This is a genomic window from Amycolatopsis sp. NBC_01307 (assembly GCF_035975215.1).
Lineage (GTDB): Bacteria > Actinomycetota > Actinomycetes > Mycobacteriales > Pseudonocardiaceae > Amycolatopsis.
On sequence record NZ_CP108403.1, the window covers coordinates 4,347,075 to 4,369,954 of the forward strand.

At 73.2% G+C, this 22,880-nt stretch carries 14 protein-coding genes and 1 pseudogene; 4 read left to right on the top strand and 11 right to left on the bottom strand.

Annotated elements, in window-relative coordinates; all coding sequences use genetic code 11:
* Nucleotides 1–29: 29 nt before the first annotated feature.
* Together OG439_RS18470 and OG439_RS18475 are read left to right on the top strand one after the other, a co-directional pair.
* The gene (locus tag OG439_RS18470; RefSeq protein WP_326950592.1) at nucleotides 30–1,520 is read left to right on the top strand and encodes a PKD domain-containing protein; all 1,491 of its coding nucleotides are present in this window, start codon (nucleotides 30–32) and stop codon (nucleotides 1,518–1,520) included.
* Between the two features lie 20 nt (nucleotides 1,521–1,540).
* A complete protein-coding gene (locus OG439_RS18475; protein WP_326950593.1) occupies nucleotides 1,541–3,016 on the top strand; it encodes a hypothetical protein in 1,476 nt (491 codons plus the stop codon).
* Between the two features lie 47 nt (nucleotides 3,017–3,063).
* Here OG439_RS18475 and OG439_RS18480 read toward each other — a convergent pair whose 3' ends face one another.
* Complete coding sequence (locus OG439_RS18480; protein ID WP_326950594.1) at nucleotides 3,064–3,615, bottom strand: hypothetical protein; 552 nt, start codon at nucleotides 3,613–3,615, stop codon at nucleotides 3,064–3,066.
* Nucleotides 3,616–3,714: 99 nt separating this feature from the next.
* On the opposite strand from OG439_RS18480, the gene OG439_RS18485 reads away from it, so the two are divergent.
* Nucleotides 3,715–4,482: a Calx-beta domain-containing protein gene (locus OG439_RS18485; protein WP_326950595.1), complete on the top strand. Its 768-nt coding sequence runs from the start codon at nucleotides 3,715–3,717 to the stop codon at nucleotides 4,480–4,482.
* Here OG439_RS18485 and OG439_RS18490 read toward each other — a convergent pair.
* Nucleotides 4,466–7,468 carry an AfsR/SARP family transcriptional regulator gene (locus OG439_RS18490; RefSeq protein ID WP_326950596.1) on the bottom strand — a complete coding sequence of 1,001 codons (3,003 nt, stop codon included), beginning with the start codon at nucleotides 7,466–7,468 and terminating at the stop codon, nucleotides 4,466–4,468. The genes OG439_RS18485 and OG439_RS18490 overlap by 17 nt on opposite strands.
* A gap of 164 nt (nucleotides 7,469–7,632) precedes the next feature.
* On the opposite strand from OG439_RS18490, the gene OG439_RS18495 reads away from it, so the two are divergent.
* Nucleotides 7,633–9,270, top strand: coding sequence for a vWA domain-containing protein (locus tag OG439_RS18495; RefSeq protein ID WP_326950597.1), 1,638 nt, complete (start codon nucleotides 7,633–7,635; stop codon nucleotides 9,268–9,270).
* Nucleotides 9,271–9,599: 329 nt separating this feature from the next.
* Here OG439_RS18495 and OG439_RS18500 read toward each other — a convergent pair whose 3' ends face one another.
* The 9 genes and pseudogenes from OG439_RS18500 to OG439_RS18540 form a co-directional block, all read right to left on the bottom strand.
* Nucleotides 9,600–10,274, bottom strand: a complete 675-nt coding sequence (locus OG439_RS18500; protein ID WP_247052859.1) for a fasciclin domain-containing protein — start codon at nucleotides 10,272–10,274, stop codon at nucleotides 9,600–9,602.
* A 385-nt stretch (nucleotides 10,275–10,659) separates the two neighbouring features.
* On the bottom strand, nucleotides 10,660–11,856 hold the full coding sequence (locus OG439_RS18505) for a cytochrome P450 (RefSeq protein WP_326950598.1): 1,197 nt from the start codon (nucleotides 11,854–11,856) through the stop codon (nucleotides 10,660–10,662).
* A 14-nt stretch (nucleotides 11,857–11,870) separates the two neighbouring features.
* Nucleotides 11,871–12,728 (bottom strand): acyl-ACP desaturase, encoded by an 858-nt coding sequence (locus tag OG439_RS18510; RefSeq protein WP_326950599.1) that lies wholly within the window; start codon nucleotides 12,726–12,728, stop codon nucleotides 11,871–11,873.
* Nucleotides 12,725–13,594 (bottom strand): SAM-dependent methyltransferase, encoded by an 870-nt coding sequence (locus tag OG439_RS18515; protein ID WP_326950600.1) that lies wholly within the window; start codon nucleotides 13,592–13,594, stop codon nucleotides 12,725–12,727. Before OG439_RS18515 ends, OG439_RS18510 begins: the two co-directional genes overlap by 4 nt.
* Nucleotides 13,591–13,866, bottom strand: a complete 276-nt coding sequence (locus OG439_RS18520) for an acyl carrier protein (RefSeq protein ID WP_326950601.1) — start codon at nucleotides 13,864–13,866, stop codon at nucleotides 13,591–13,593. The genes OG439_RS18515 and OG439_RS18520 overlap by 4 nt, the downstream gene beginning before the upstream one ends.
* Complete coding sequence (locus tag OG439_RS18525; protein ID WP_326950602.1) at nucleotides 13,863–14,393, bottom strand: PaaI family thioesterase; 531 nt, start codon at nucleotides 14,391–14,393, stop codon at nucleotides 13,863–13,865. Before OG439_RS18525 ends, OG439_RS18520 begins: the two co-directional genes overlap by 4 nt.
* The gene (locus OG439_RS18530; RefSeq protein WP_326950603.1) at nucleotides 14,390–15,259 is read right to left on the bottom strand and encodes a ferritin-like domain-containing protein; all 870 of its coding nucleotides are present in this window, start codon (nucleotides 15,257–15,259) and stop codon (nucleotides 14,390–14,392) included. Before OG439_RS18530 ends, OG439_RS18525 begins: the two co-directional genes overlap by 4 nt.
* Complete coding sequence (locus OG439_RS18535; protein ID WP_326950604.1) at nucleotides 15,256–16,968, bottom strand: AMP-binding protein; 1,713 nt, start codon at nucleotides 16,966–16,968, stop codon at nucleotides 15,256–15,258. The genes OG439_RS18530 and OG439_RS18535 overlap by 4 nt, the downstream gene beginning before the upstream one ends.
* Before the next feature lie 115 nt (nucleotides 16,969–17,083).
* Nucleotides 17,084–22,819, bottom strand: a pseudogene (locus tag OG439_RS18540) (SDR family NAD(P)-dependent oxidoreductase); the annotation flags it as partial.
* Nucleotides 22,820–22,880: the final 61 nt, after the last annotated feature.

Below are 22,880 nucleotides of genomic sequence, written 5' to 3' on the forward strand. Positions count from 1 at the left end.
CGGGGGCGTTTCACGAGGGGGAGCACTTCGTGCTGTATTCATTGCGATCACGCGGCCGTGTCGCCGTGGTCGGGGTGCTGATCGCGGCGGTGGCCGTGGTGGCCCCGGGCGTCGCGCACGCGGCGGCACCGCCGGCCAACGACGACTTCGACGCCGCGGTGGCCGTCACCTCCCTGCCGTTCACCACGCAGGAGGACACCAGCGCGGCCACCAAGACGAGCGACGACCCGGGCTGGTGCTCGGGGTACGCCGCGGCCGGGTCGGTCTGGTTCAGCTACACCGCGACCCAGGACGGGCTGCTGCGCGCCACGACGGCCGGCAGCGACCACCGGACGATCCTGTCCGCGAACACCGGCCCGCGCGGCCGGCTGCAGAGCGTGGCCGACGCCTGCGACTACGGGACCGACCCGGCCATCACGCTCCAGGTGACGGCCGGGACGACCTACTCCTTCCTGGTCGGCGGCCTCGACGCGCCCGGTGGCGCGCTGTCGTTCGCGCTCGACGCGGTCGCGCCGGCGGCCAACGACGCGTTCGCGGCCGCCGAGCCGATCACCGCCCTGCCGTTCACCCGGCAGGCTGACCTCTCGACCGCTACGGCCCAGGCCGGCGAGCCGGACTCGAGCTGTGTGGAGGACGAGGGCATCCCGTCGGTCTGGTACTCCTACCCGGCCTCGGACACGGCGCGCTCGGTCACCGCGCGGGTCGAAGGGTCCGAAGCCGCCGTCACCGTGTACGCCGGGAATTCGCTGCCGGACCTGACGCAGGTCACCTGCCGGCGGAGTGGCAGCGGCACGGCCGTGTTCCGCACGAGTCCCGGCACCGGCTACTTCCTGCGCGTCACCGGGGCGCACCGCGGCTACGGGCCGGTCCAGCTGGTCGTCGACGAGGCGCCGCCGCTGCGGCCGGACGTGTCCGTGTACCCGTCGACCCCGACGGTGTTCGACAACGCCGGCTTCTCCGCGTCGTCGTGGAACTCGATCGACCTGCCGCTGAGCGGGACGTGGGACTTCGGCGACGGCGCGACGGCCCCGCTCGGCACGGAGACGGTGTACCACCGCTACGCGGCCGACGGCGTCTACTCCGTCACGCTCCACGCGACGTCCCCGGACGGGCGCACCGCGACGGTGACCCAGCCGGTCACGGTGACCACGCACGACGTCGGGATCGCGAAGTTCACCACCCCGGCGTCGGCGCGGCAGGGCGTCAGCAAGCCGATCTCGGTGGACGTGAGCAACACGCGGTACGCCGAGTCGGTGACCGTCGTGCTGTCCAAGCGGACCACGGACTACTGGGCCGAGGTCGGCCGGCTGACGCTGCAGGTGCCCGCGCGGGCCACCGGCAAGGTCCGGTTCCCGTTCGCCTACACCTTCACCCCCGACGACACGCTCGCCGGGAAGGTCGCGTTCCGCGCCGAGGTCCAGCTGCAGTACCCGGTGACCGACGCCGTCCCGGCGGACAACGAGGCGATCTCCATCGCCACGACCGTCAAGCCGCCCGCCTCGCGCATCGTCGCCGTCTGACCACTTCCAGGGGGAACAAGATGAAGCTGTCCGCCCGTCCACTGCTCGCCGGTGTCGCGGCCCTCACGGCCGTGCTGCTGGCGCCCGGGGTCGCCCACGCGGCCCCGCCGTCCAACGACGACTTCGGCTCCGCCACCGCCGTCACCGCCCTGCCGTTCACGGCGAGCCAGGACGTCACCGAATCGACCAAGGCGGCCGACGACCCGACGCCGTGCGGCACCTACACGACGTGGACCGTCTGGTACGACTACACCGCGGCCGCGGACGCGTTGGTCCGCGTGACGCCGTCCAGCACCGGCTCCGCCCGGCCGTTCGTCGCGGTCTACACCGGTGACCGCGGCGCACTGACGCAGGTGCCGGGCGCCTGCGCGACGTGGAGCTACCCGGGGACCGCGACGTTCCACGCGACCGCCGGCACGACCTACCACGTCATGCTGGCCCAGCAGTACAACCAGAGCGACCTGACGGTGGGCTTCACCACCGTGCCGCCGGCGCAGAACGACGACTTCGCGGCGGCCGCGGCGGCCGCCGTGCCCGGGGAGTACTCCGGCGACCTGACCGTGGCCTCGGCCGAGGCCGGCGAGGTCGCGCCGAGCTGCGACCCGGACGCCGACCGGTCCGTGTGGTTCCGGTTCACCCCGGACCGCACGCGGTCGGTGAGCGCGCTGGCGATGTTCGACTGGGGCCCGGGCATCACGGTGTACCGGGGCACGTCGGCGGACTCACTGTCCGAAGTGGACTGTGTGGCCTCCGGTGACCGCCGGGCCGCCGTGTTCACCGCCGTCGCCGGGGAGACGTACCAGATCCGCGTCGCCGACGACGTCGATGCCGCGTCCCTGTTCGACATCCGGCTCGAGACGGCGCCGCCGCTGGCGCCGTTCCTGAACTTCTACCCCAACAACCCGTCGGTGTACACGGATGTCACGCTGGCACCGTACTCGGGCGACAGCCTCCGCCGGCCCTTCGTCAGCGGCGAGGTGCGCTTCGGCGACGGCGGCTCGGCCCCCATCACCGGGGCCGAGATCCGGCACCGGTACGCCGCGGACGGCGACTACCGGGTCGAGGTGACCGGCACGACCGCCGACGGCCGGACCGGGACCGGCTTCGACACGCTGACGGTCGACACGCACGACGTGGCGCTGTCGGACTTCACCGTGCCGGCGACCGCGCGGGTGGACCAGACCAAGCCGATCAAGGTGTCGGTCGCGAACACCCGCCACGACGAGACGGTGACGGTCACCTTGTACCGGCTGGACGAGCAGGGCTACAACCAGGAGATCGGCCACCTCAAGCAGTGGGTACCGGCGGCCGCGGGCCGCAAGGTGGTCTTCCCCTTCGCCTACACGTACACGGCGGCGGACGTCGCCGCGGGCCGGACGTCGTTCAAGGTGGTGGCGACCATCGAGAACGTCTACTCCGGCGACGCCCGCCCGGAGGACAACCAGCTGCTGGCGTCGACGACGGTCCGCGCGAAGAACGCGGTCGCCATGAGCTGACGTGACCCGGGAGTGGTGTTCCCCGCACCGGTGACGGGGAACACCACTCACGGCCGGCGCGCCTGGTCCACGACGGCCAGCGGCGACGGCCCGCGTTTCCCGAGATACGCATGCAGTTCGCCGAACCCGGCACCGATGAGCGTCGTTTCGATGAAGGACTCGCCGCCCTTCTCTTCGACATCGACGCTCAGCAGCGAATCCACCTCGGGGTCGAACGCGATGAACCCGTCGGCCATCCACTCCCCTACGGCGCGCGCGAGGTCGCCCGCCACGAGGTCGGCCCGGACCCGGATCCAGCCCGCGTCCGGGGCATCCATGACGACCACGTGGACATCGACCGAGGGAAACGCCGCGGATCCGCATGCTTGCAGGGCGGCGACGAACTGCCGTTTCGCCGGCCACCGCTGGATGATCCGGCCGGGCGAGGGACCAAGCCGGTCCACTCTCTCGCCGAGCCTCGTCGACTCCTCGAACCCGCACCACTCGCCGGCCAGGTGCTGATCCCGGCTCTCGAAGGCGGCGGTGATGGCGGTCCGAGCCCTTTCGGCTTTCCACTTCCAGCGGGCCGACGCCGCGCGACTCGCCAACTCCTCCGCCACACCCCACACGGTGTCACAACCCGGCCACAACCGGGGTGCGGTACGCCATATCCCGGCGGCGCGCTGCTCCCGTGCGCCCGGACCCAAGGGGTGGCTCGCATGAGATCAGCGGTGCTCGCGGCGGTCGTGCTCCTGCTCGGCCTGGTGCCCGGGCCGGCCGCGGACGCCGCCCAGGGGTGTGGTCCCGCGGCGGTGTCGGTGGCCGACCGGACGCTCTACGAGGGCACTCCCGACCTGAATCCCGGCTACACCACCTTCAGCTTCACCGTGTCCGTCTCCTCGGCCGCGGGGTGTGCGCCCACCGGCACGGTCTCCTACAAGACCGAGGACGGCTCCCCCGGCGCGACCAGCCCCGCCGACTACGTCCCGGTGAACGGGCGGCTGACCTGGACCGGCGAGGCCAGCTCGCGGACCGTCTCCGTCCAGGTGGTCAAGGACGCCGTCCCGGAGCCGAACGAACCCTTCCTGCTGCGCCTCTACGACCCCGTGGGCGTGACCCTGGCCGACGACCTCGCCGCGGGTGGGGTGCTCGACGACGACGGCGCCGGCGGGCCGCTCGTGGTCGTCTCGACCGACGGCGGGAAGATCTGCTGGAAGGTCTGCGCGATCGGCGTGCACGTCAGCACCCCGGTGCGGGCGCCGGTGACCGTGCACTACCGCACCCTGCCGGTCGGCGACGGCGTCCCGGCGTACGTGCCGGTGAAGGACGCGATCCTCACCATCCCGGTCGGCGCGAGCGGGGGCGACGCCGTCGTCAAGCTCCTCGACACCCAGAGCGAGTCCCGCTTCGTGCTGGAGCTGTTCTCCCCCTCGGCGGGCACACTCGGCAACGCACGGACGGAGGTGACCATCAAGCCCGGCGGTTAGCCACCTCACGGGCTTCGGCCGTCGCGTTGGCCTGGGTGTACAACGCGGCGGCCGTGGCCCACTGCCGGGCCGCGTCGGCCGGGCGGCCGAGCCGGGCCTCCAGCTCGCCGAGATCGCGGTGCAGGTGCGCCTGTTCGTAACCGTCGGGCACCGTGGCCCGCAGCGCCAGCCCGCGTTCCAGGTGCTCCCGCGCGGCGGCCAGGTCGCCCGCGCCCAGCCGCGCGCGGGCGAGGTGTTCGAGCGCCGACGCCTCCCCGTGCCGGTCGCCGACGTCGCGGCTGAGGTCCAGCGCCTGCCCGAAGTGCGCCAGCGCGACGGCGAAGTCGCCCTGGCCGAGGTGGGCGCGGCCGGCGTCGAGCAGCGACTCCCATTCGAGCCAGCGGTCGCCGATCGCCCGGCTCACCGCGATCGCCTCGCCGAGGTGGGCGAGCGCGGCCGCGTGGTCGCCGCGCTGCAGGTGCGCCTCACCCAGCGTGTCGAGCGTGGCGGCCTCCAGACGGGCGTTGCCGAGGTCGCGGAACGTGGCCAGCGCTTCCGTCAGCGGGTCGAGGCTCTCCCGCGCGCGGCCCATCCGGACGTAGGTGTGGCCGAGGTTGCGCTGGGACAGCGCGTGGCCGAGGTCGTTGCCCGCCTCCGCGTTGCGCGCCACCGCGAGCCGGTGCGAGGCGATGGCCTCCTCGAAGCGGCGCAGCTCCGCGTAGGCGTTGGCGGTGTTGTTGTGGATGTGCCCCTCGCCCTGGACGTCGCCGGCGGCCCGGGCCGTCCGCAACGCGGCCGCGTTGGTGTCGAGCGCCTCCTGCAGCCGCCGGGTCATGAAGTACGCGACGCCCAGTGCCCGCAGCATCTCGGCTTCGGCCAGCGGGTCGCCGATCTCGGTCGCGGCGGCCGCGCCCTGGCGGCACAGCTCGACGCGGGTGTGCCAGTGCCCGGCGGTGTCGTAGAAGCTGGTCAGCAGGTACGTGAGCTGCCAGGCGGCTTCCGGGCGGCCGTGCTCGCGGGCGAACCGCACCACGGGCAGCAGGTTGTCGCGCTCGGCGGTGAGGAAGGCCAGCGCGGCGTGCCGGTCTGGCCCGACCGGCACGGCGGGCGCGGCGTAGCGCGGCACCGGCGTCACGAGGTCGCGGTTCGGGTCGAGCGCCCGGTTCGCGGCGGCCGCGGCCAGCAGGTACCAGTCGACGAGCCGGTCGCCGGTTTCCGCCCGGGCGGACGACGGTTCGTCGGCCCGCGCGCACTGCCGGGCGAACTCGCGGATCAGGTCGTGGAAGCGGAAGCGGTCCTCCCCCGCGGCCGTGACGAGGTGCGCGGTCGCGAGCCCGGCGGTCGCGCGGTCGCCGTCGCCGGCCGTCATCCCGCACAACGCCGCCCCGAGCGCGGTGGTGAACGTGGCGCCCGGGCTCAGCGCGACCCGGCGGAACAGCCGGGCCTGCGCGTCGCCGAGCGGGAGGTACGCGGTCGCGAGCACGGCCCGGACCGTGCGCGAATCCCCTTCCACCGCAAGGGTGTCGAGCCGCCCGGCCCCGGCCAGCTCGGCTGCGAGCTCGGCCAGCGGCCGCTTCGGCGTGCCCACCAGCCGGGCCGCCGCGATGCGCAGCGCCAGCGGCATCCCGCCGCACAGCCGCGCGACCCGGGCGGCCGGCCCCGGCTCGCGCCGCACCCGGTCGGCACCGAGGACGCGGTTCAGCAGCGCGAGGGATTCGGCGTGCGCGAAGGCGTCCAAGGCGACCGGGTGCACCGCGTGGCGGGTGCTCAGCGCGGCGAGGGTCTGCCTGCTGGTGATCACCAGCAGGGCCGGGCCGGTGCCGGGGATCAGCGGGAGGACGTCGTCGAGGCCGCGGGCGTTGTCCACCACGACCAGGCACCGGCGCCCGTGCAGCAGCGAGCGGTACAGCGCGGCGCGCTCGGCCGGGTCGCCGGGGATGTTCTCCTCCGGCACGTCCAGGCCGCGCAGCAGGTGCGCGAGCGCCCGGGACCCCGGCATCGCCTCGGCCGCGTCCTGGCCGCGCAGATCGAGGAACAGCTGCCCGTCCGGGAAGCGGGCCGCGACGCGGTGCGCCCAGTGCAGCGCCAGGGCGGTCTTCCCCATGCCCGCGGCGCCCGAGATCACCACGACCGGGCGATCGCCGTCCTCGAGGGCCGCGTCCAGCGACGCGAGTTCGTCGCCGCGACCGGTGAAGTGACCGACGCCCGCGGGCAGCTGCGACGGCCCGGCCGCGGCGGCCCGCGGCTCCAGCTCGTGGTCGCGGCGCAGGATCGCCGTGTGCAGGGTGAGCAGCTCGGGACCGGGGTCGACGCCGAACTCGTCGGCGAGCCGCCGCCGCAGCCGCTGGAAGGCGTCGAGCGCGTCCGTGTGCCGCCCGCAGCGGTACAGCGCGAGCATGTGCAGCCCGGTCAGCCGTTCCCGCGTCGGGGCCGCGGCGAGCAGCCGCGGCAGCTCGCGGACGGCGTCCTCGTGGTGGCCCAGCCGCAGCTCGGCGTCCCAGAGGTCCTCCACCGCCGAGAGCCGCAGCTCGTGCAGCCGGTCCACCTCGCGCAGGCCCCAGCCGGACAGCGCCGCGTCGGCGAAGGCGTCCCCGCGCCAGAGCGTCACGGCGGCCCGCAGGGTCGACGCCGCCCGCTCGACGGCGCCCGCCGCGAGGTCCGCCGCGGCCGCGCGCACCTGCTGCTCGAACCGGTGCGCGTCGACCGTCGCGGGCGGGACGGTGAGCAGGTAGCCCGGCCCGCGGGTGACCAGGACGGCCGGGAAGCCGCAGACGTCCAGGGCCTGGCGCAGGCGCGCGACGTGGCTGTGCAGCGTCTTGACGGCCGTGCGCGGCGGGTCCTCGCCCCACAGGACGTCGACGAGCCGCGGGATCGGCAGCACCGTGCCCGCGTGCAGCGCCAGCACCCCGAGCACGACCCGCTGCCGCGTTCCGTGCAGCGTCGCGAGCCCGGCCGGGCCCACGGCTTCGACCGGGCCCAGCACGCGCAGTTCCCCGGGTTGGGACACCCCCCAGCTCCTTCCCGCGCCGAAACGGCTCAGCGAGCGTAACCACGCGGATGCGGTGCGAAAACAGCCAACCAGCTGATCTGCGCGCGAGCGACAACCGGTTCACAACCACGCGGGGCGACGCTCGGTGGCAGTCCAGCCCCCACTCCCGTGAGGAAACCCCGATGAGCACCACTCTGCGCCACCGGCGCCGCAGACCGTTCGCCGCCGCGCTCGCGGTCGCCGTCGCGGCCACGTTCCTGCCCGTGTTCACGGCCGCCGCCACCCCGGCCGTGGCCCCGGCCCCCACCTCGCCGTGCGGGCCGCTCGACGTCACCTTCGTCATCGACGACACCGGCAGCATGGGCCCGGCCCTGACCAACATCAAGAACGAGCTGGGCAACATCGCCACCGCGGTGCAGACCAACTCCGGCAACGACTACAAGCTGGGCCTGGTGACGTTCAAGGACAACATCACCGTGCACAGCGACCTCGCCGCGCTCAACCTGGCCACGGTCACCCCGCAGATCAACGCCCTGACCGCGACCGGCGGCAACAACGAACCCGAGGCCTCCGACGAGGCGGTCAACACGGCCGTCAACAACCTGCCCGCCACCGGGCGGCCGCAGGTCGGCAACTTCGCCGGCGTCTGGCGCAGCAACGCGACGAAGATGGTCATCCTGGTGACCGACGCCCGCCCCGGCGGCTTCGACGACGCCTTCGCGGCGGCCGACCAGGCGAACGCCCACCTCCGGGCGGTCCAGGCGGCGACCAAGGGCATCAAGATCTCGTCGGTCTACGTGCAGACGAGCACGGCCTACCCGGTCATCCCGACGATCATGCAAGACTACGCCAGCACGACCGGCGGCACCTACGCCGCGACACCCGCCAGCGGCGCGGGCGCGGGGACCGCGATCCTCGACGCGCTGAAGAACTGCCGCAAGACCGACGTGTTCATCAAGGACGCCGCCGCGGACACGGGGGTCGCGCCGCACGCGCTGAACCCGATCTGGACGAGCCCGGACATCAAGGTGTGCGCGTCGCTGCCGCCGTGCGCCTCGATCAACCCGGTCGTCGGCGCGACGAACTACGTCGTGGTGACGCTCAACAACCCGGGCCCGTACGGCTCCGGCGCGTCGACCGGCCACGTGGAGGTCTCCTACACCGCGCAGGGCGGCGCGGCCCTGTGGCCGACGGACTGGGTCCCGGTCGGCTCCTCGGCGACGGTGACCGTGGCCCCGGGGTCGGTGCAGGTCCCGGTCCTGTGGGCCGGCGTCCCCGGTCCCGGCCACTTCTGCCTGCTGGCCCGGTGGATCTCCGCGACCGACCCGATGACCTCCCCCGAGCTGCCCGGGTCGAACACGCTCACCAACACGCGGAACAACAACAACATCGCGTGGCACAACGTCGACACGATCAAGCTCAAGCCCGGCGTCGGCACCACCCACCCGTTCACCCTGGGCAACCCGGTCGCCGACCGGCTGACCACGGACCTGGTCTTCACCCAGCCCGGCAAGCCGTTCGCGGGCGGGCCCGGCACGGTCGTCGTCGACCTCGGCAAGGTGCTCGCCGAGCGCTGGCGCCAGAGCGGCCAGAAGGGCGTCGGTGTCCGGCCGGTCGGGGACACGCAGGTCGAGATCGTCGACCCGCGGCAGGCGACGCTGCAGGGCCTGGTGATCGAGCCGAAGGAACGCCTCGAAACCGCGGTGACGTTCACCGCGACCGACGCGGCGGCCGGCGGTGAGTTCGTGTTCCGGATGTCGCAGTCCGACGGCAAGGACGACCTCGGCGGCGTCGAGTTCCAGCTCTCCACCGAGCAGTAGGAGATGATTCCGAAGGCCACCTCGGGCGCGTCCCGGGGTGGCCTTCGTTTTCTTTGCCGGTAAGCACTTCACGGCCGGCGAGACCGAGGGCCGGCCGCCGGCCCTGCCCTGGAGTGAACCGGCAGAGCCGGCGACCGGCGGAACGCCGCCGCTTCGGCGTCCCCCGGCGGCGGATCTCCTGCAACCCGCCGCCAGGCCGGACACCACGAGGGCGCGTCACCTCGTGGATGCGACGCGACCGCCGCGGCTCCGAGTTGGCGGAGCCGCGGCGGCCTGCTGTCACCGGACCACCCGCGCGGGAGGGGTGAGGTGGCCCGGGAGATCCGGTGTTACTTGTTGGTGCCCGGGGTCAGCACCTTGTCGATCACGAAGACGGTGGCGTTCTTGGTGGGGATGTTGCCGCACAGGATCTTCGCGCCGTTGACGGTCATGTTGTCACCGGTGCCCTCGATCTTCAGCGGCCCACCGGCGGCGTTCAGCGAGTCGAGCGTGCCGGCGGACGCGAGGCCCTTGGCGTCGTAACGCTTGCCGACGACGTGGTACTGCAGGATCGGCGACAACTCGGCCGGCTTGCCCGCCAGCTCGTTGAACTTCGCGTCACCCAACGCGGCGAAGGCCGGGTCGGCCGGGGCGAACACGGTGATGGCGGGGGCGCTGTTGAGGGTGTCGACCAGGTTGGTGGCCTTGACCGCGGCGACCAGCTTGGTCAGCAGCGGGTTCGTCGACGCGGCCGACGCGACCGGCTGCGGGCCCATCGAGTCCAGCGAACCGGGCGAAGAGCCCTGCGGCAGCTGCGAGCAGGCCGGGCCGAAGACGTCGGCGTTAGTGGTCACGCCGTCGGTGGCGCCACCGGCCGGCGCGGCGGCCGAGGAGGACATCGGGGCCGGCGCGGACGCGCTGCTGCTCGCCGAGCCCGAAGAGGCGGTGTCGTTGCTGCTGCACGCGGTCAGGGCCAGCGCGGCGACCGCGGTCAGGCCGATACCGGCGATACGAAGCTTGCTCATGCGAAATCACTCCACGGATTGCGGCGGCGGAGACAGTCCACTGTGGATCTGCCCAGGGTACTGGCGGTGGTTCGGCGCTCCCGCCGGACCGGATTGGCCGATCGGCGGAGAACTTCACCCGGCTCGTTCCCGGGTATGCCCTTTGTTCGCCGCCGTCGCGCCGCAGGACAGGTCGCTTTTGTCATCTCCCTCGATCGAGTGAAGGAAGGCGTCGCCGCGCGGCCGTGTACTTGAGCGAGTACACGACGATGACCAGCGGTCGGTCACCACCGGGCGCAGCGGGAGCAGATCGTGCGGGCCACGACGGAGCCGATCGCCGAGCAGGGCGCCTGTGGTGGCTCCACGCTCGGCACCTACCGGCTGGATCGCCGCCTTCGCGCGCGGCTCAGTGCGCGAGGTCCAGCGGCAGCCGTTCCAGCCCGCGGAAACTGACGTTGGGCCGCCAGCACAGCTCCTCGCCGGTCAGCTCGATCACGCGGTAGCGGTCCAGCAGCGCCCGGAACACGGTCGCGGCCTCCATCTTCCCGAGCGCCGCGCCGAGGCAGTAGTGCGGGCCGCCGCTGAACGCCAGGTTTTTGATCCCGGTCCGGGTGACGTCGAGGTGTTCCGGGTCCGCGTAGCGCTCCGGGTCACGGCAGGCCGCGCCGAACAGCAGCATGACCTTCGAGCCGGCGGGCAGGGCGACGTCGTCGAGCACGACCTGGTCGTCGAGCAGCCGCGAGGCGATCTGCACGGGCGCGTCGAAGCGGGTGATCTCGTCGATGGCGCCGGGGATCAGCTCGGGGTGCTCGCGCAGCAGCTTCAGCTGCTCCGGGTGGCGCAGCAGCGCGAGCAGGCCGTTGCCGATCAGGTTCACCGTGGTCTCGTGCCCGGCCACGAACAGGAACAGCACGTTGGCGATGATCTCGTGGTCGGTCAGGCGGACGCCGTCCACCTCGGTGTGGGCGAGCAGCGACAGGATGTCGTCACGCGGGGTGGCGCGGCGGCGGTCGAGCTCTCCGGTGACGTACGCGCGGAACTCGGTTTCCGCCCGGTTCAGCTCGGCGACGTCCGCGGCCGTGATCGCCGGGTCGATCACCCGGCTGATCTGCTCGGTCCAGCGCCGGAACCGGTCGCGGTCGTCCGTGGGGAGGCCGAGCAGGTCGCAGGTCACGGTGACCGGCAGGGGCAGCGCGAGGCTCGCGATCAGGTCGGTGCGGCCCTCACCGGCGGCGTCGAGCAGCCGGTTCGTCTCGGCGGCGACGCGCGGGCGCAGCCGGTCCACGGCGGCGCGGGTGAAGACCTTGCCGATGACGCCGCGGATCCGCCGGTGCGCGGGCCCGTCGAGCATCAGCAGCCAGCTCCGCACGCTGCGCACCAGCGGGCTGTCCAGGCCGCCGCGGCGCTGGGCCCAGCTCGGGTTCCGGTAGAACTCGCTGGACACGCCGGGCGCGCGCAGCACGGCGTCGACGTCGGCGTAGCGGGAGAGCACCCAGAAGCCGAAGTCCGACCGGTGGACCGGGTCCGTCTCGCGCAGGCGCCGGTACACCGGGTACGGGTCGGTGCGCACCGCGGGATCGCGGGGGTCGAACAGCGTGGTCATCTGGTTCCCGTCCCTCAGATCGCGCGGATGCGGTGCACGAACCCGGTCAGGTCCGCCGCCGACGCCCGGCCGCTCTCGCCCGCGAAGCCGGTCACCAGCCGGACCAGCGCGTCGTAGGCCTCGGTGTGGTCGTACGACGTGGCGTCGGTGATCTTCACCGACCACCGCCAGTACCCCTTGAGCGTGTCGGCCAGCGGCATCCGGAACGTCGCGAGCACGTCCTTGAGATCGGGCACCGTCGCGGCGAGGCCGTGCCGGCGGATGTAGGCGGTGACGAGCTCGCTGTAGAACGCGAAGTGCCGGGCCTCGTCCCGGGCCAGCCGGTGCAGCAGGGAACGCAGCACGGGCTCGGTCGCGACCGCCTTGAACCGCTGGTAGAACAGCTGCGTCGCCTTCTCCTGCACCAGGGTGTAGGTGAACGCCTGCACCGGGGTCTCGTAGGGCAGGGCGAACTTCTTGCTGCCTTCCCGCGCCAGCTCCCACATCAGGGTGTCGGGGTCGCTGATGCCCGCCTCGATCTGGTAGCGCGTCAGCACCGACGCGTGCCGCTCCTCGTCGTTGGCCCAGGAGATCAGGAACCGGAAGTACTCGCGGTTGAAGCAGAACTCCTCGATGGCCTGGTCGCCGCCGGACACCGGGAACGCCTGGAGGAAGTAGGTGAGGTAGCCGGGGATGTGGTCCTCGATGAAGGTGATGAACCGGACCACCGAGCAGTCGGTCTCGGTCAGTTCCTCCGGCCGCAGGGACTCCCACGGCAGGTCGTCGACCGACCACTGGCGGGTGCCCGCGCGGCTGACGGCGGCCCCGGCCAGCCGGCGCATCTCGGCCGGGTCCAGGTCCGCCCGGGCACCGGACGCGTCGGGCTGGTTCATGGCGCCTCCGTGGGGCCCATCCGGGACTTCACCGCGGTCATGGCGTAGTGCTTGGTGGTGTACCCCCAGCCGGCGTTGGCCGTCTGCAGGTACCGGATCAGCGGTTCGCTCATGCCGGGCGCCACCTGCTCGACGCGGTCGCGCGCGGCGTGCACGCGCTCCTCCCACTGCTCGATGGTGCGGTGGTAGTGCGCCGTCAGGTCGGTGAGACCGGTGAGGCTGAACCCCGCCGATTCGAGCGCTTCCAGCAGCACCGAGGCCGGCACCATGTCGGCGAACCCGAAGATGTCCTCGGTGACGTGCACGGTGCCCGGGCGCCGGGAGAACTCGCGGTAGGTCTCGTGGTCGCGGAAGCAGCTCTCCGACACGTACAGCGATCCGTTGCGCCGCAACAGGCCGCGGACCTTGCGCAGCACCTCGGTCCGGTCCGGCATGTGCACGATCGAGCCCAGCATGGTCACGGCGTCGAAGCGCCCGGCCGGCTCGACGTCGGTGAACGAGCCGGGCACCAGGGTGATCAGCTCGGCGACGCCGGCCTCGGCCGCGCGCGCCCGGATGTACTCGGCCTGCGGGCCGGACGGCGTGACGCCGGTGGCGCGGCAGCCGTACTCCTGGGCCATGAACAGGATCAGGCTGCCCCAGCCGCAGCCGACGTCGAGCAGCCGTTCCCCGCCCTTCAGGCCCAGCTGCCGCGCGACGAAGTGCAGCTTGTTCGTCTGCGCGGTGTCGAGGTCGGTGTGCTCGTCGGCGTACAGCCCGGCGCTGTACTTCAGGCGGCGGTCCAGGTAGAGCGCGAACAGCTCGGGTGGCAGCTCGTAGTGCTTGTTCGTCGCCTCACGGGCCTGCTGCGGGGTCGTCGCCGTCATGACTCCGCCAGGTCGCCGCCGATGCCCTTCCGCACCAGCGTGACGAGCTCGTCGACGGTCTTCACCGCGAAGATCTCCTCGTCCTCGAACTCGACGTCCCAGCGGCGCTCCAGCTTGGCCACCACGCGCAGCATCTTCATCGAGTCGGCGCCGGGCAGGTCCCGGAGCACGTCGGTGGCGGCGATCTCGCCCGTCGGGATCTTCAGCTCGCCGGCGAGGTACTCGGCGGTGACGGACGCGATGTCTTCGCGGGTGGCGGATTCGGCGGTCATGACTCTCCTGTTCCGTGGTCGAAGTAGTGCCGGACGCGGCCGAAGGCGGCCTCGTCCAGGTCCATCAGGGTCCGGGCCTGGTCGGAGCGGATCGGCTGGAAGGTGCCGCCCGCCATGACGTGCGTCTCGGCGTCCGGCCCGGTGATCTCGGCCTCGGTGTGCAGCACCCCGTGGCCGCGGCCGGTGATCCGCGCGGTCGTCGTGTACGGGATGCCGACGCGCAGCGGCAGCAGCATCCGGCTGCGCAGGGTCACCGAGAACGCGAGCATGCCGTGCACCAGCGCGAGGGTGTCGCCCATGACCTCGTCGAGCAGCACCTGGACGATGCCGCCGTGCACGATCCCCGGGTAGGAGGCGTAGTCCTCGGAGAACACCGTCTCGGCCGTATAGTCCCCATTGGACAGTCGTCGCATGCGCAGCTTGAGCCCGATCGGGTTGTGCGGTGAGCAGCCGAAGCAGTTGAAGGAAGATTCGGTGTGCCAGGGGAATTCGATCTCCTCCCCCGGCTGGTGCGCGGCGACGGTCATCCGACCGCCGCCTCGGCCTTGAGCGACTCGTCGACGATCGCGCGGCGGACGTCAGCCATCTTCGTCAGCGGGTAGCCGGTGATCGTGGAGAAGTACTTGAACAGCTGCTCGCAGCACTTGGCCCACTCGGTGCCGTCCTCGTCGACCTCGGCGAAGTAGGCGAACATCTCGTCGATCGTCTCGTGGCCGGCCAGCTCGGGCAGGTCGCCCTTGAAGCGGCTGACGGGGTGGCGGTAGAGGTCCCGGGTGGTGCCCATGTAGATGTAGAGGGTCTCGAAGACCGAGACGAGCTCTTCGGGCCGGTCGGCCAGCTGCTGCGCGGTGTAGTGCACGAACTCGCGGGCGTGGCGCGCTTCGTCGCCGCTCGCCTTGCGCAGGATCTCGGCCAGCACCGGTTCTTCCATGCTGCGGGCGACGCACTTGTAGGCGTGGGTGGCGAGCACCTCGCAGATGACGTTGGTGGCCAGCGTCGCCGCCCGGGTGACCCCCGGCGGGTAGGCCTCGCGCATCGAGGCGATCGTGCGGTGCTCGATGCTGTGCCCGGCCAGCTGCAGCCAGGTCTGGAAAGCCAGGTGGTGCTGGATCTCCTGGTAGCCCCAGATGCAGGTGAACTGGGAGAAGTCGTAGTCCATGCCGAACTCGTTGAGCAGCCCGTGGGTCGCCGCGACCACGTTGGACTCGCCGATGATGGCGCCCTTGGCGAAGATGATGTGCTCGGGCTTCACCAGATCGGCCCGGAAGGAGTCCCACGGGATGTGGTGCAGCTCCCACGTCGCGTGCTGGTAGTCGGCGAAGATCCTGGCGCTGTGCATTTCCTCGTCGGCCAGCAGGGGTACGCCGGCCCGCGATGTCGTCCTGTTGTTCACACCCGTTCTCCTCGGCCGTCGTGTGCGTTGTCCGGGAACATTCCGTCGGCTTCGCCGGCGGTGACGCGGCGAGCGGCGAGCACCCGCTGCCACTTGCCGCTGGTGGTGCGCGGGATCCAGCGGGGTTTCACCGGGTAGATCGCCACCCGCGCGAGGTCGACTTCGGCGGCGACGCGGCGGCGCACTTCCTCGCACACGCCGGCCGGGTCCGCCCCGGTCTCGACGATCACCCCGATCCGTTCGCCGCCTTCGTCGTCGGTGTCGGAGAAGGCGACGCACCGGCCGCGGTAGACCCCCGGCACGGTCCGGGCGACGCGCTCGACGTCGTCGGGGAAGAAGTTCTGGCCGTGCACGACGACCATCTCCTTGCGCCGCCCGGTCACGTACAGCTCGCCGTCGAGCCGGAAGCCGAGGTCCCCGGTGCGCAGCCAGCGGCCGTCGAACGCGGCGGCGGTCGCTCCGGGGTCGCGGAAGTAGCCGGTGGCCACCGGGTCCCCGGCGATCTGGATCTCGCCGAACTCGCCGTCGGTGGCGACCGCGCCGCTGTCGCGGACCACCCGCAGGTCGATGCCGTGCACCGCGCGGCCCACCGAGACGACCGGCTTGGCCGTCGGCGCCGTCTCGGCGACCGTCCGCGCGACGCCGGTGGCGCCCAGCTCCTGGCGGTCCACGGCGCGGACGCGCGCGGTGCTGCCGGGATCCGGGTAGCTGATCGACAGGGTGGCCTCGGCCATGCCGTACACCGGGTACATCACGGATTCGGCCACCCCGCTGGGTTTCAGGGCCTCGGTGAACCGCCGCACGGTCGCCGCGCTGACCGGTTCCGCGCCGTTGAACGCCAGCCGCCAGCGGGACAGGTCCAACGTGGCCAGTTCCTCCGCCGGGACGCGGTCGACGAGGTAGTCGTAGGAGAAGTTGGGGCCGGTCATCACGGTGCCGCCGTGCGCGGCGAAGTGCGCAAGCACCGCACCCGGCCGCCGCAGGAAGGTCGTCGGGGCGAAGACGTGCACGTCGGCGCCGTTGAGCCAGTGCGACTGCAGCCCGATCAGGCCCATGTCGTGGAAGGTCGGCACCCACTGCAGGAACACGTCGCCGGCGGTGAACTCCCCCGCGATCACGCAGGACTCGAGCCCGGCCATGGTCGTCTCGTGCGGCAGCATCACGCCCTTGGGCCGGCTGGTGCTGCCCGAGGTGAACTGCACGATGGCCAGCGACGCGGGATCGACGGTGGGCAGGGCACGCGCGTCACCGGTGCCGCTGGGGGCGGACGGCGGCACCAGCGTGACGCCGGTGCCGAGGCCGCGGAGCGCGTCGCCGAGGTCGGCGTGGGCGGGGTCGAGCACGAGGTGGCGCATGCCCGCGGCGGTCACGATGCGGGCGAGCCGGCGCGCGGTGTTGGCGACGTCGGCGAAGCCGGCCTGGATCGGCAGCACGCTGACCGCCGCGCCGGCGCGCCAGAGCCCGTAGATCGTGGTGAGGAACCGGGCCGCGGTGGGGACCAGCACGCCGACGACGTCGCCGGGGCGGACGCCGGCGCGGAGGAACCCGTGGGCGGCCGCGGTGGCGGCCAGGTCCAGCTCGGTGGCGGTGATCTCGTCGCCCGCGGTGGGGAATCTCGCACGGGCGTCCGGGGTGGAGCCGGCCAGCAGGGCCAGGCTTTCGCCCAGGGTCCGCCCGGCCAGTCGGGCGTTGCGCTCGGGTCGCTGCACGCGGATTCCCCTCGAGTCGGCTGCGTTCTCGATTTTGGCTTTTCCCGGCGTTCAGGCAAAGCCGGCGATGGCGTTTCTGGTAGAACCACTCGTCTTCGAAAGCGCTTACCCGCGGTCATTCCAGGGATTTGCGCATCCAGCCGTCGATCAGCCCGGCAGTGTCCGCGGCGTGGGCTTCCAGCATGGTGAAATGGTTGCCGGGCGCCACGGCGAGGGTGTGCTCGAACGGCCATTCGGGTTCCCAGTCAGCGGGCCAGCCCTCCAGCGGTTCGGCCGCGCGCACGAACAGCACGGGAATCGGCAGTTCTTCCGGTGTCCAGTCGAATTCCTGGTAGTGCAGCATCGCGGTGATCCAGCCGTCGTCACCGGGCACCGCGTGGTTCGGGTTGTCCATCCGGGCCTGGGCTTCCTCGCCGAGCCCGGGCAGCAGGCGGACCAGCCGCTGGTGCTCGCTGGGGACGTAGCTGTCCAGCACCACCACCCCGGCGGGCGGGGTTCCCTGCTCCCGCAGCCGCCGGGCGATCTGGTAGGCGACCAGGCCGCCGGCGGACAGCCCGGCCAGCACGAACGGCTCGTCCCCCAGTTCGGCGCGCAGCCCGGCGGCGTGCAGGTCCAGCAGCAGGTCCCGGCTCTTCGGCAACGGCTCGGCGCGGCGGTAGCCGGGGTGGCGCACCGCCCAGACGTCCCGGTCGCCCTGGAAGGACTTGGCCAGCCGCGCGAACTGCACCGGGTCGGACATGCCAACGATGCCCGGCACACACACCAGCGCCGGGTGCCGGGAGCCGGTGGCCAGCCGGACCGGTTGGGGCGGTTGCGACACCTCCTGCAGTGACGTGACGAACCGGCGCGTCTCCTGCCAGTCGGTGTCGCGAGTGCTCAGCACCGACTCGCGCATCCGCGCGCCTTCCTCGTCGATGACGTCCTCCGCGCCGGTGGCCAGCAGCTCGGCCAGGTGCCGGGCCAGCACCACCGGGCTCGGGTGGTCGAAGGTCACCGTCGCGCGCAGCCGCAGCCGCAGCACCCCGGCCAGCCGGTTGCGGATCCGGACCGCCGCCAGCGAGTCGACGCCCACCTCGAGGAAGCCGGCGTTCGGGCGGAGGTCGCCGGTGCCGTCGTGGCCGAGGGTGCCCGCGACCGTCGTCAGCACGAGGTCGACCAGCGCCCGCTCCCGGTCCGGGCCGCCGAGGCGGTCCAGCCGGTGGCGCAGGTCGTCGTCCGGGGTGTCGGGCCGTTCGGCCAGCTCCCGCAGCAGCGGGCGGTCGACGGCGCCGTCCAGGGTGAACCGGGCGGGCACCAGCACCGGGTCGCCGAGCGACACGGCGGCGTCGAACAGGGCGAGCGCTTCCTTGGTGGACAAGGCATCCGGCGACGGCGCGAGGTGGCGGGTCAGGTCGCTGCGCTCCGCCCACAGGCCCCACGCCAGGGCGATCGCGGGCAGGCCGAGCGCGCGCCGCCGGTGGGCCAGCGCGTCGAGGACGGCGTTGGCGGCGGCGTAGTTCGCCTGGCCGGCGCTGCCCGCGGTCGCGGCGGCCGAGGAGAACAGCACGAACGCCTTGAGCGGCCGGTCTTTTGTCAGTTCGTGGAGCAGCAGGGCCGCGTCGGCCTTCGGCCGCAGGACCGCGTCCAGCCGTGCCGGGGTCATGGCCGGCAGCACGCCGTCGTCCAGCGTTCCGGCCGCGTGCACGATGATCGTCGGCCGGTGCTCGTCGAGCAGCCGTCGCAGCTGCCCGGGGTCGGCGACGTCGCAGGCGGCGACGGCGGCCGTCGCGCCCAGCTCGGCGAGGTCGTCGACCAGTTCGGGCGCGCGGCCGCGCCGGCCGGCCAGCACCAGCCGGCGCACGCCGTGCCCGGTGACCAGGTGCCGGGCGAGGAGCCCACCGAGGGTGCCGGTGCCGCCGGTGATCAGCACGACGTCGTCGGCGTCGGCGAACGGCGCGGGCGCGGGGGCGAAAGCGCGCACCAGCCGGCGCGCGAGCAGCACTCCCCCGCGCAGCGCGAGTTCGGGCTCGCCGGTGCCCAGCGCGGCGGCCACCGTCAACGGCGTGACGTCGGCGGCGTCCAGCAGCACAAACCGGCCGGGCTCCTCGGTCTGGGCGGAGCGGACCAGGCCGGTCACGGCCGCGCCGGCCAGGTCCGCGACGTCGTCACCACCGCGGGCCGCGACCGCGCCCGAGGTCAGGAACACCAGTTTCGAGGCGGCGAACTCCGGGAAGACCTGCCACCACTGCACAAGAGCAAGCGCGCGGTGGGTGGCGTCCCGCACCGAGTCGCCGGACGCGCTGACGAGCACCGCGCTCGGTACGGGCTGCCCGGCCGTGACGGCGGCCCGCAGGGCGTTCAGGTCGGCGAACGCGGGGAACCGGCCGGTGCCCAGGCCCACGGCGACGATGCCGCCCGGCGCGGTGTTGCCTGTAGCGGGCACCTCGACCCACTTGGTCCGGTACAGCGCGTCGCGGGGGACGTCGCCGCGCGCGGTGGCCGGGCGCAGCACCAGGGAGCCCACCGAGAGCACCGGCGCGCCTTCGCCGTCGGCGACGTCGAGGCGCACCGAGCCGCCCACCGCGCCGCGCAGGCGGACCCGCAGCGCGGCCGGGCGCGTGGCGTGCGCGGTCACCTCGGTCCAGCTGAACGGCAGCATCGGCCCGTCGGCCACCGGGCCGCCGGTGCCGAACCCGAGCGCGTGCAGGGCGGCGTCGAGCAGGGCCGGGTGGACGGCGAACCCGCGCGTGTCGACCGGGCAGGCCACCTCGGCGAAGACGTCGTCACCGCGCCGCCAGACCGCGCGCAGGCCCTGGAACGCGGGCCCGTACCGCAGGCCGCGCTCGACGAGCGTCGCGTAATGACCGCTGTGCGAAACGAGTTCCGCGCCTTCGGGCGGCCACGCGCCGATCGGCTCGGGGTCCGTCTGCTGCCGGCCGAGGAGCCCTTCGCCGTGGCGCTCCCACTTCGCGCCGGCGGCCTTCGCGTACAGGCGCAGGTCGCGGTGCCCGGCCGCGTCCGGCGCGCCGACGCGCAGCTGGACGGCGACGGTGGTGTCGTTCGGCAGGACCAGCGGCCGTTCGAGGGTGAGCTCCTTGACGACCGGGCACTGCGCGGCCGCCCCGGCGTGCAGGGCGAGTTCGAGCCAGGCGGTGCCGGGCAGGATCACCGCGTCCAGGACCTGGTGGTCGGCCAGCCACGGCGTCTCCGCCGACGACAGCCGGCCGGTCAGCACCAGTTCGCCGGTGTCGGCCAGCTCGACCGGCGCGTCGAGGACCGGGTGCGCGCTGCTGCGGGTCTCCTTCGGCGCCAGCCAGAAGCGCTTGCGTTCGAACGGGTAGGTCGGCAGCTCGGCGAACGCGGGGCGGCCGGGCTCGCCCAGTTCCGTCCACTTCGGACGGAGGCCGCGCACGTACACCCGGGCGAGCGCGGCGAAGAACGCGTCCCGGCCGCTTTCGCCGCGGCGCAGCGTCCCGGTGACGACGGCGTCGTCGCCGACCGCCGCCAGTACCGCGGGGACGAGCACGGGGTGCGGGCTGATCTCGGCGAAGAACGTGTGCTCCGGCGCCGGGAGCCCGGCGAGGGCGTCGGCGAACCGCACCGGTTTGCGCAGGTTGTCGTACCAGTACTCGGCGTCGAGCTCCGTGCCGGTGAGCACGGTCGCGGTCACCGCGGAGTGGAACGGGATCTCCGCGGCCCGCGGCGAGATCGGGGCGAGGTCGGCGAGCACGCGGTCGCGGACGCGTTCGACCGCGGGCGAGTGGGAGGCGTAGTCGACGCCGAGCCGCCGCGCCTTGACGCCGGCCGCGGTCAGCTCGGCCACCAGGTCGTCGAGGGCGGCGGTGTCCCCGGCGACCACCACGGACTCCGGCCCGTTGACCGCGGCGATCGCCAGCCGGTCATCCAGGCGCAGGCTGTCGGCGGGCTGCTCGACCGAGGCCATGCCGCCGAGGCCGGACAGCGCGGTCAGTGCTTTCGCGCGGCGGCTGACGACGAGCGCGGCGTCCTCCAGCGACAGCGCGCCCGCGACGTGGGCGGCGGCGATCTCGCCCTGGCTGTGCCCCACGACGGCGTCCGGTTCGATCCCCGAGGCGCGCCAGAGGGCGGCCAGGGAGACCATCACCGCGAACAACGCGGGCTGCACGACGTCGACGCGGTCCAGCGACGGCGCGTCCGGGGCCTGGCGCAGGACGTCGAGCAGGTCCCAGTCCGTGTGCGGGGCGAGGGCGACGGCGCAGCCTTCGAGCTGCTCCCGGAACACCGGCGCACTCTCCAGGAGGTCCGCGGCCATGCCCGCCCACTGGCCGCCCTGGCCGGGGAAGACGAACACGACCTTGCCGGCCAGGTCCGCGGTGCCGCACACGAGACCGGGCACGGTGGCGTCGTGGCTCACCGCGTCGAGCGCGGTCGCGGGGTCGTCGTCGAGCACGACGGCGCGGTGCTCGAACGTGCTGCGCGTCGTGATCAAGGCGTGGGTCATGGCGACCGGGTCCCGGCCGTCCACTTGGGACGCCAGCTGCCCGGCCCGGGCCCGCAGCGCGGACTCGGAGCGCGCGGAGAGCACCCACGGCAGCTGGGCCGCGTTCGCAGGGACAGTCTCAGTGCGAGCCGGTGCTTCTTCGACGACGACGTGCGCGTTGGTGCCGCTGATGCCGAACGCGGACACCCCCGCCCGGCGCGGCCGTTCGTCGTCCGCCGGCCAGGGCCGGTTCTCGGTGAGCACTTCGACACCACCACCGGTCCAGTCCACTTGGGACGACGGCGGATCCGCGTGCAGCGTCGCGGGCAGGGTCCGGTGGCGCAGCGCGAGCACGACCTTGAGCAGCCCGGCGGCGCCGGCCGCGGCCTGGCTGTGCCCGATGTTGGACTTGATCGAGCCGATGGCCAGCGGCCGGGCCCGGTCGCGGCCGTAGACGGCCTGCAGGGCCGCGACCTCGACGGGGTCGCCGAGTTTCGTGCCCGTGCCGTGCGCCTCGACGACGTCCACATCGGACGGTCGCAGCCCGGCGTCGGCCAGCGCGGCGCGCAGGACCCGCTGCTGGGCCAGCCCGTTGGGCGCGGTCAGGCCGTTGGACGCGCCGTCGGAGTTGACCGCGGTGCCGCGGACGACGGCGAGGACCGGGTGGTCGTGCGCGAGGGCGTCGGAAAGCCGTTCCACCACGACGACGCCGGCGCCTTCACCCCAGCCGACGCCGTCCGCGGTGTCGGCGAACGCCTTGCAGCGGCCGTCGGCGGCGAGCGCGCTCTGGTGCTCGAAGGCGCGGTAGATGCCGGGGGTGGCCATCACCAGCGCGCCACCGGCCAGCGCGAGATCGCACTCCCCCGCGCGCAGCGCGCGCACGGCCAGGTGCAGGGCCACCAGCGAAGACGAGCACGCGGTGTCGACCGAGACCGCGGGCCCTTCCAGCCCGAGCAGGTAGGCGATCCGCCCGGACAGCACGCTCGCCGAGGTGCCGGTGGCCAGGTGATCGGGGTGGTCGTCGAGGTGGGCCATCAGCAGCTGGCGGTAGTCCTGGTCGCTGGTCCCGGCGAAGACGCCCGTGCGGGAGCCGCGCAGCGAGGCCGGGTCGATCCCGGCGCGCTCCAGCGCCTCCCAGGAGATCTCCAGGAGCAGCCGCTGCTGCGGGTCCATGCCCTGGGCCTCGCGTGGGCCGATGCCGAAGAACGCGGCGTCGAACCACGCCGGGTCGGAGAGGAAACCGCCCGCGCCGGTGAGGTCGGCCGGCCAGCCGCGGTCGGCGGGGAACGCCGTGACGGCGTCGTGGCCGCCCTCGACCAGCCGCCACAGCGCCTCGGGGTCGGCGACCCCGCCCGGGAACCGGCAGCCCAGCCCGACGACGGCGATCGGTTCGCGTGCCCGCGCCTGCGTCACGCGCAGCCGTTCCCGGGTGTCCCGCAGGGCGGTGGTCACCCGGTTCAGCGTGGCGAGCACC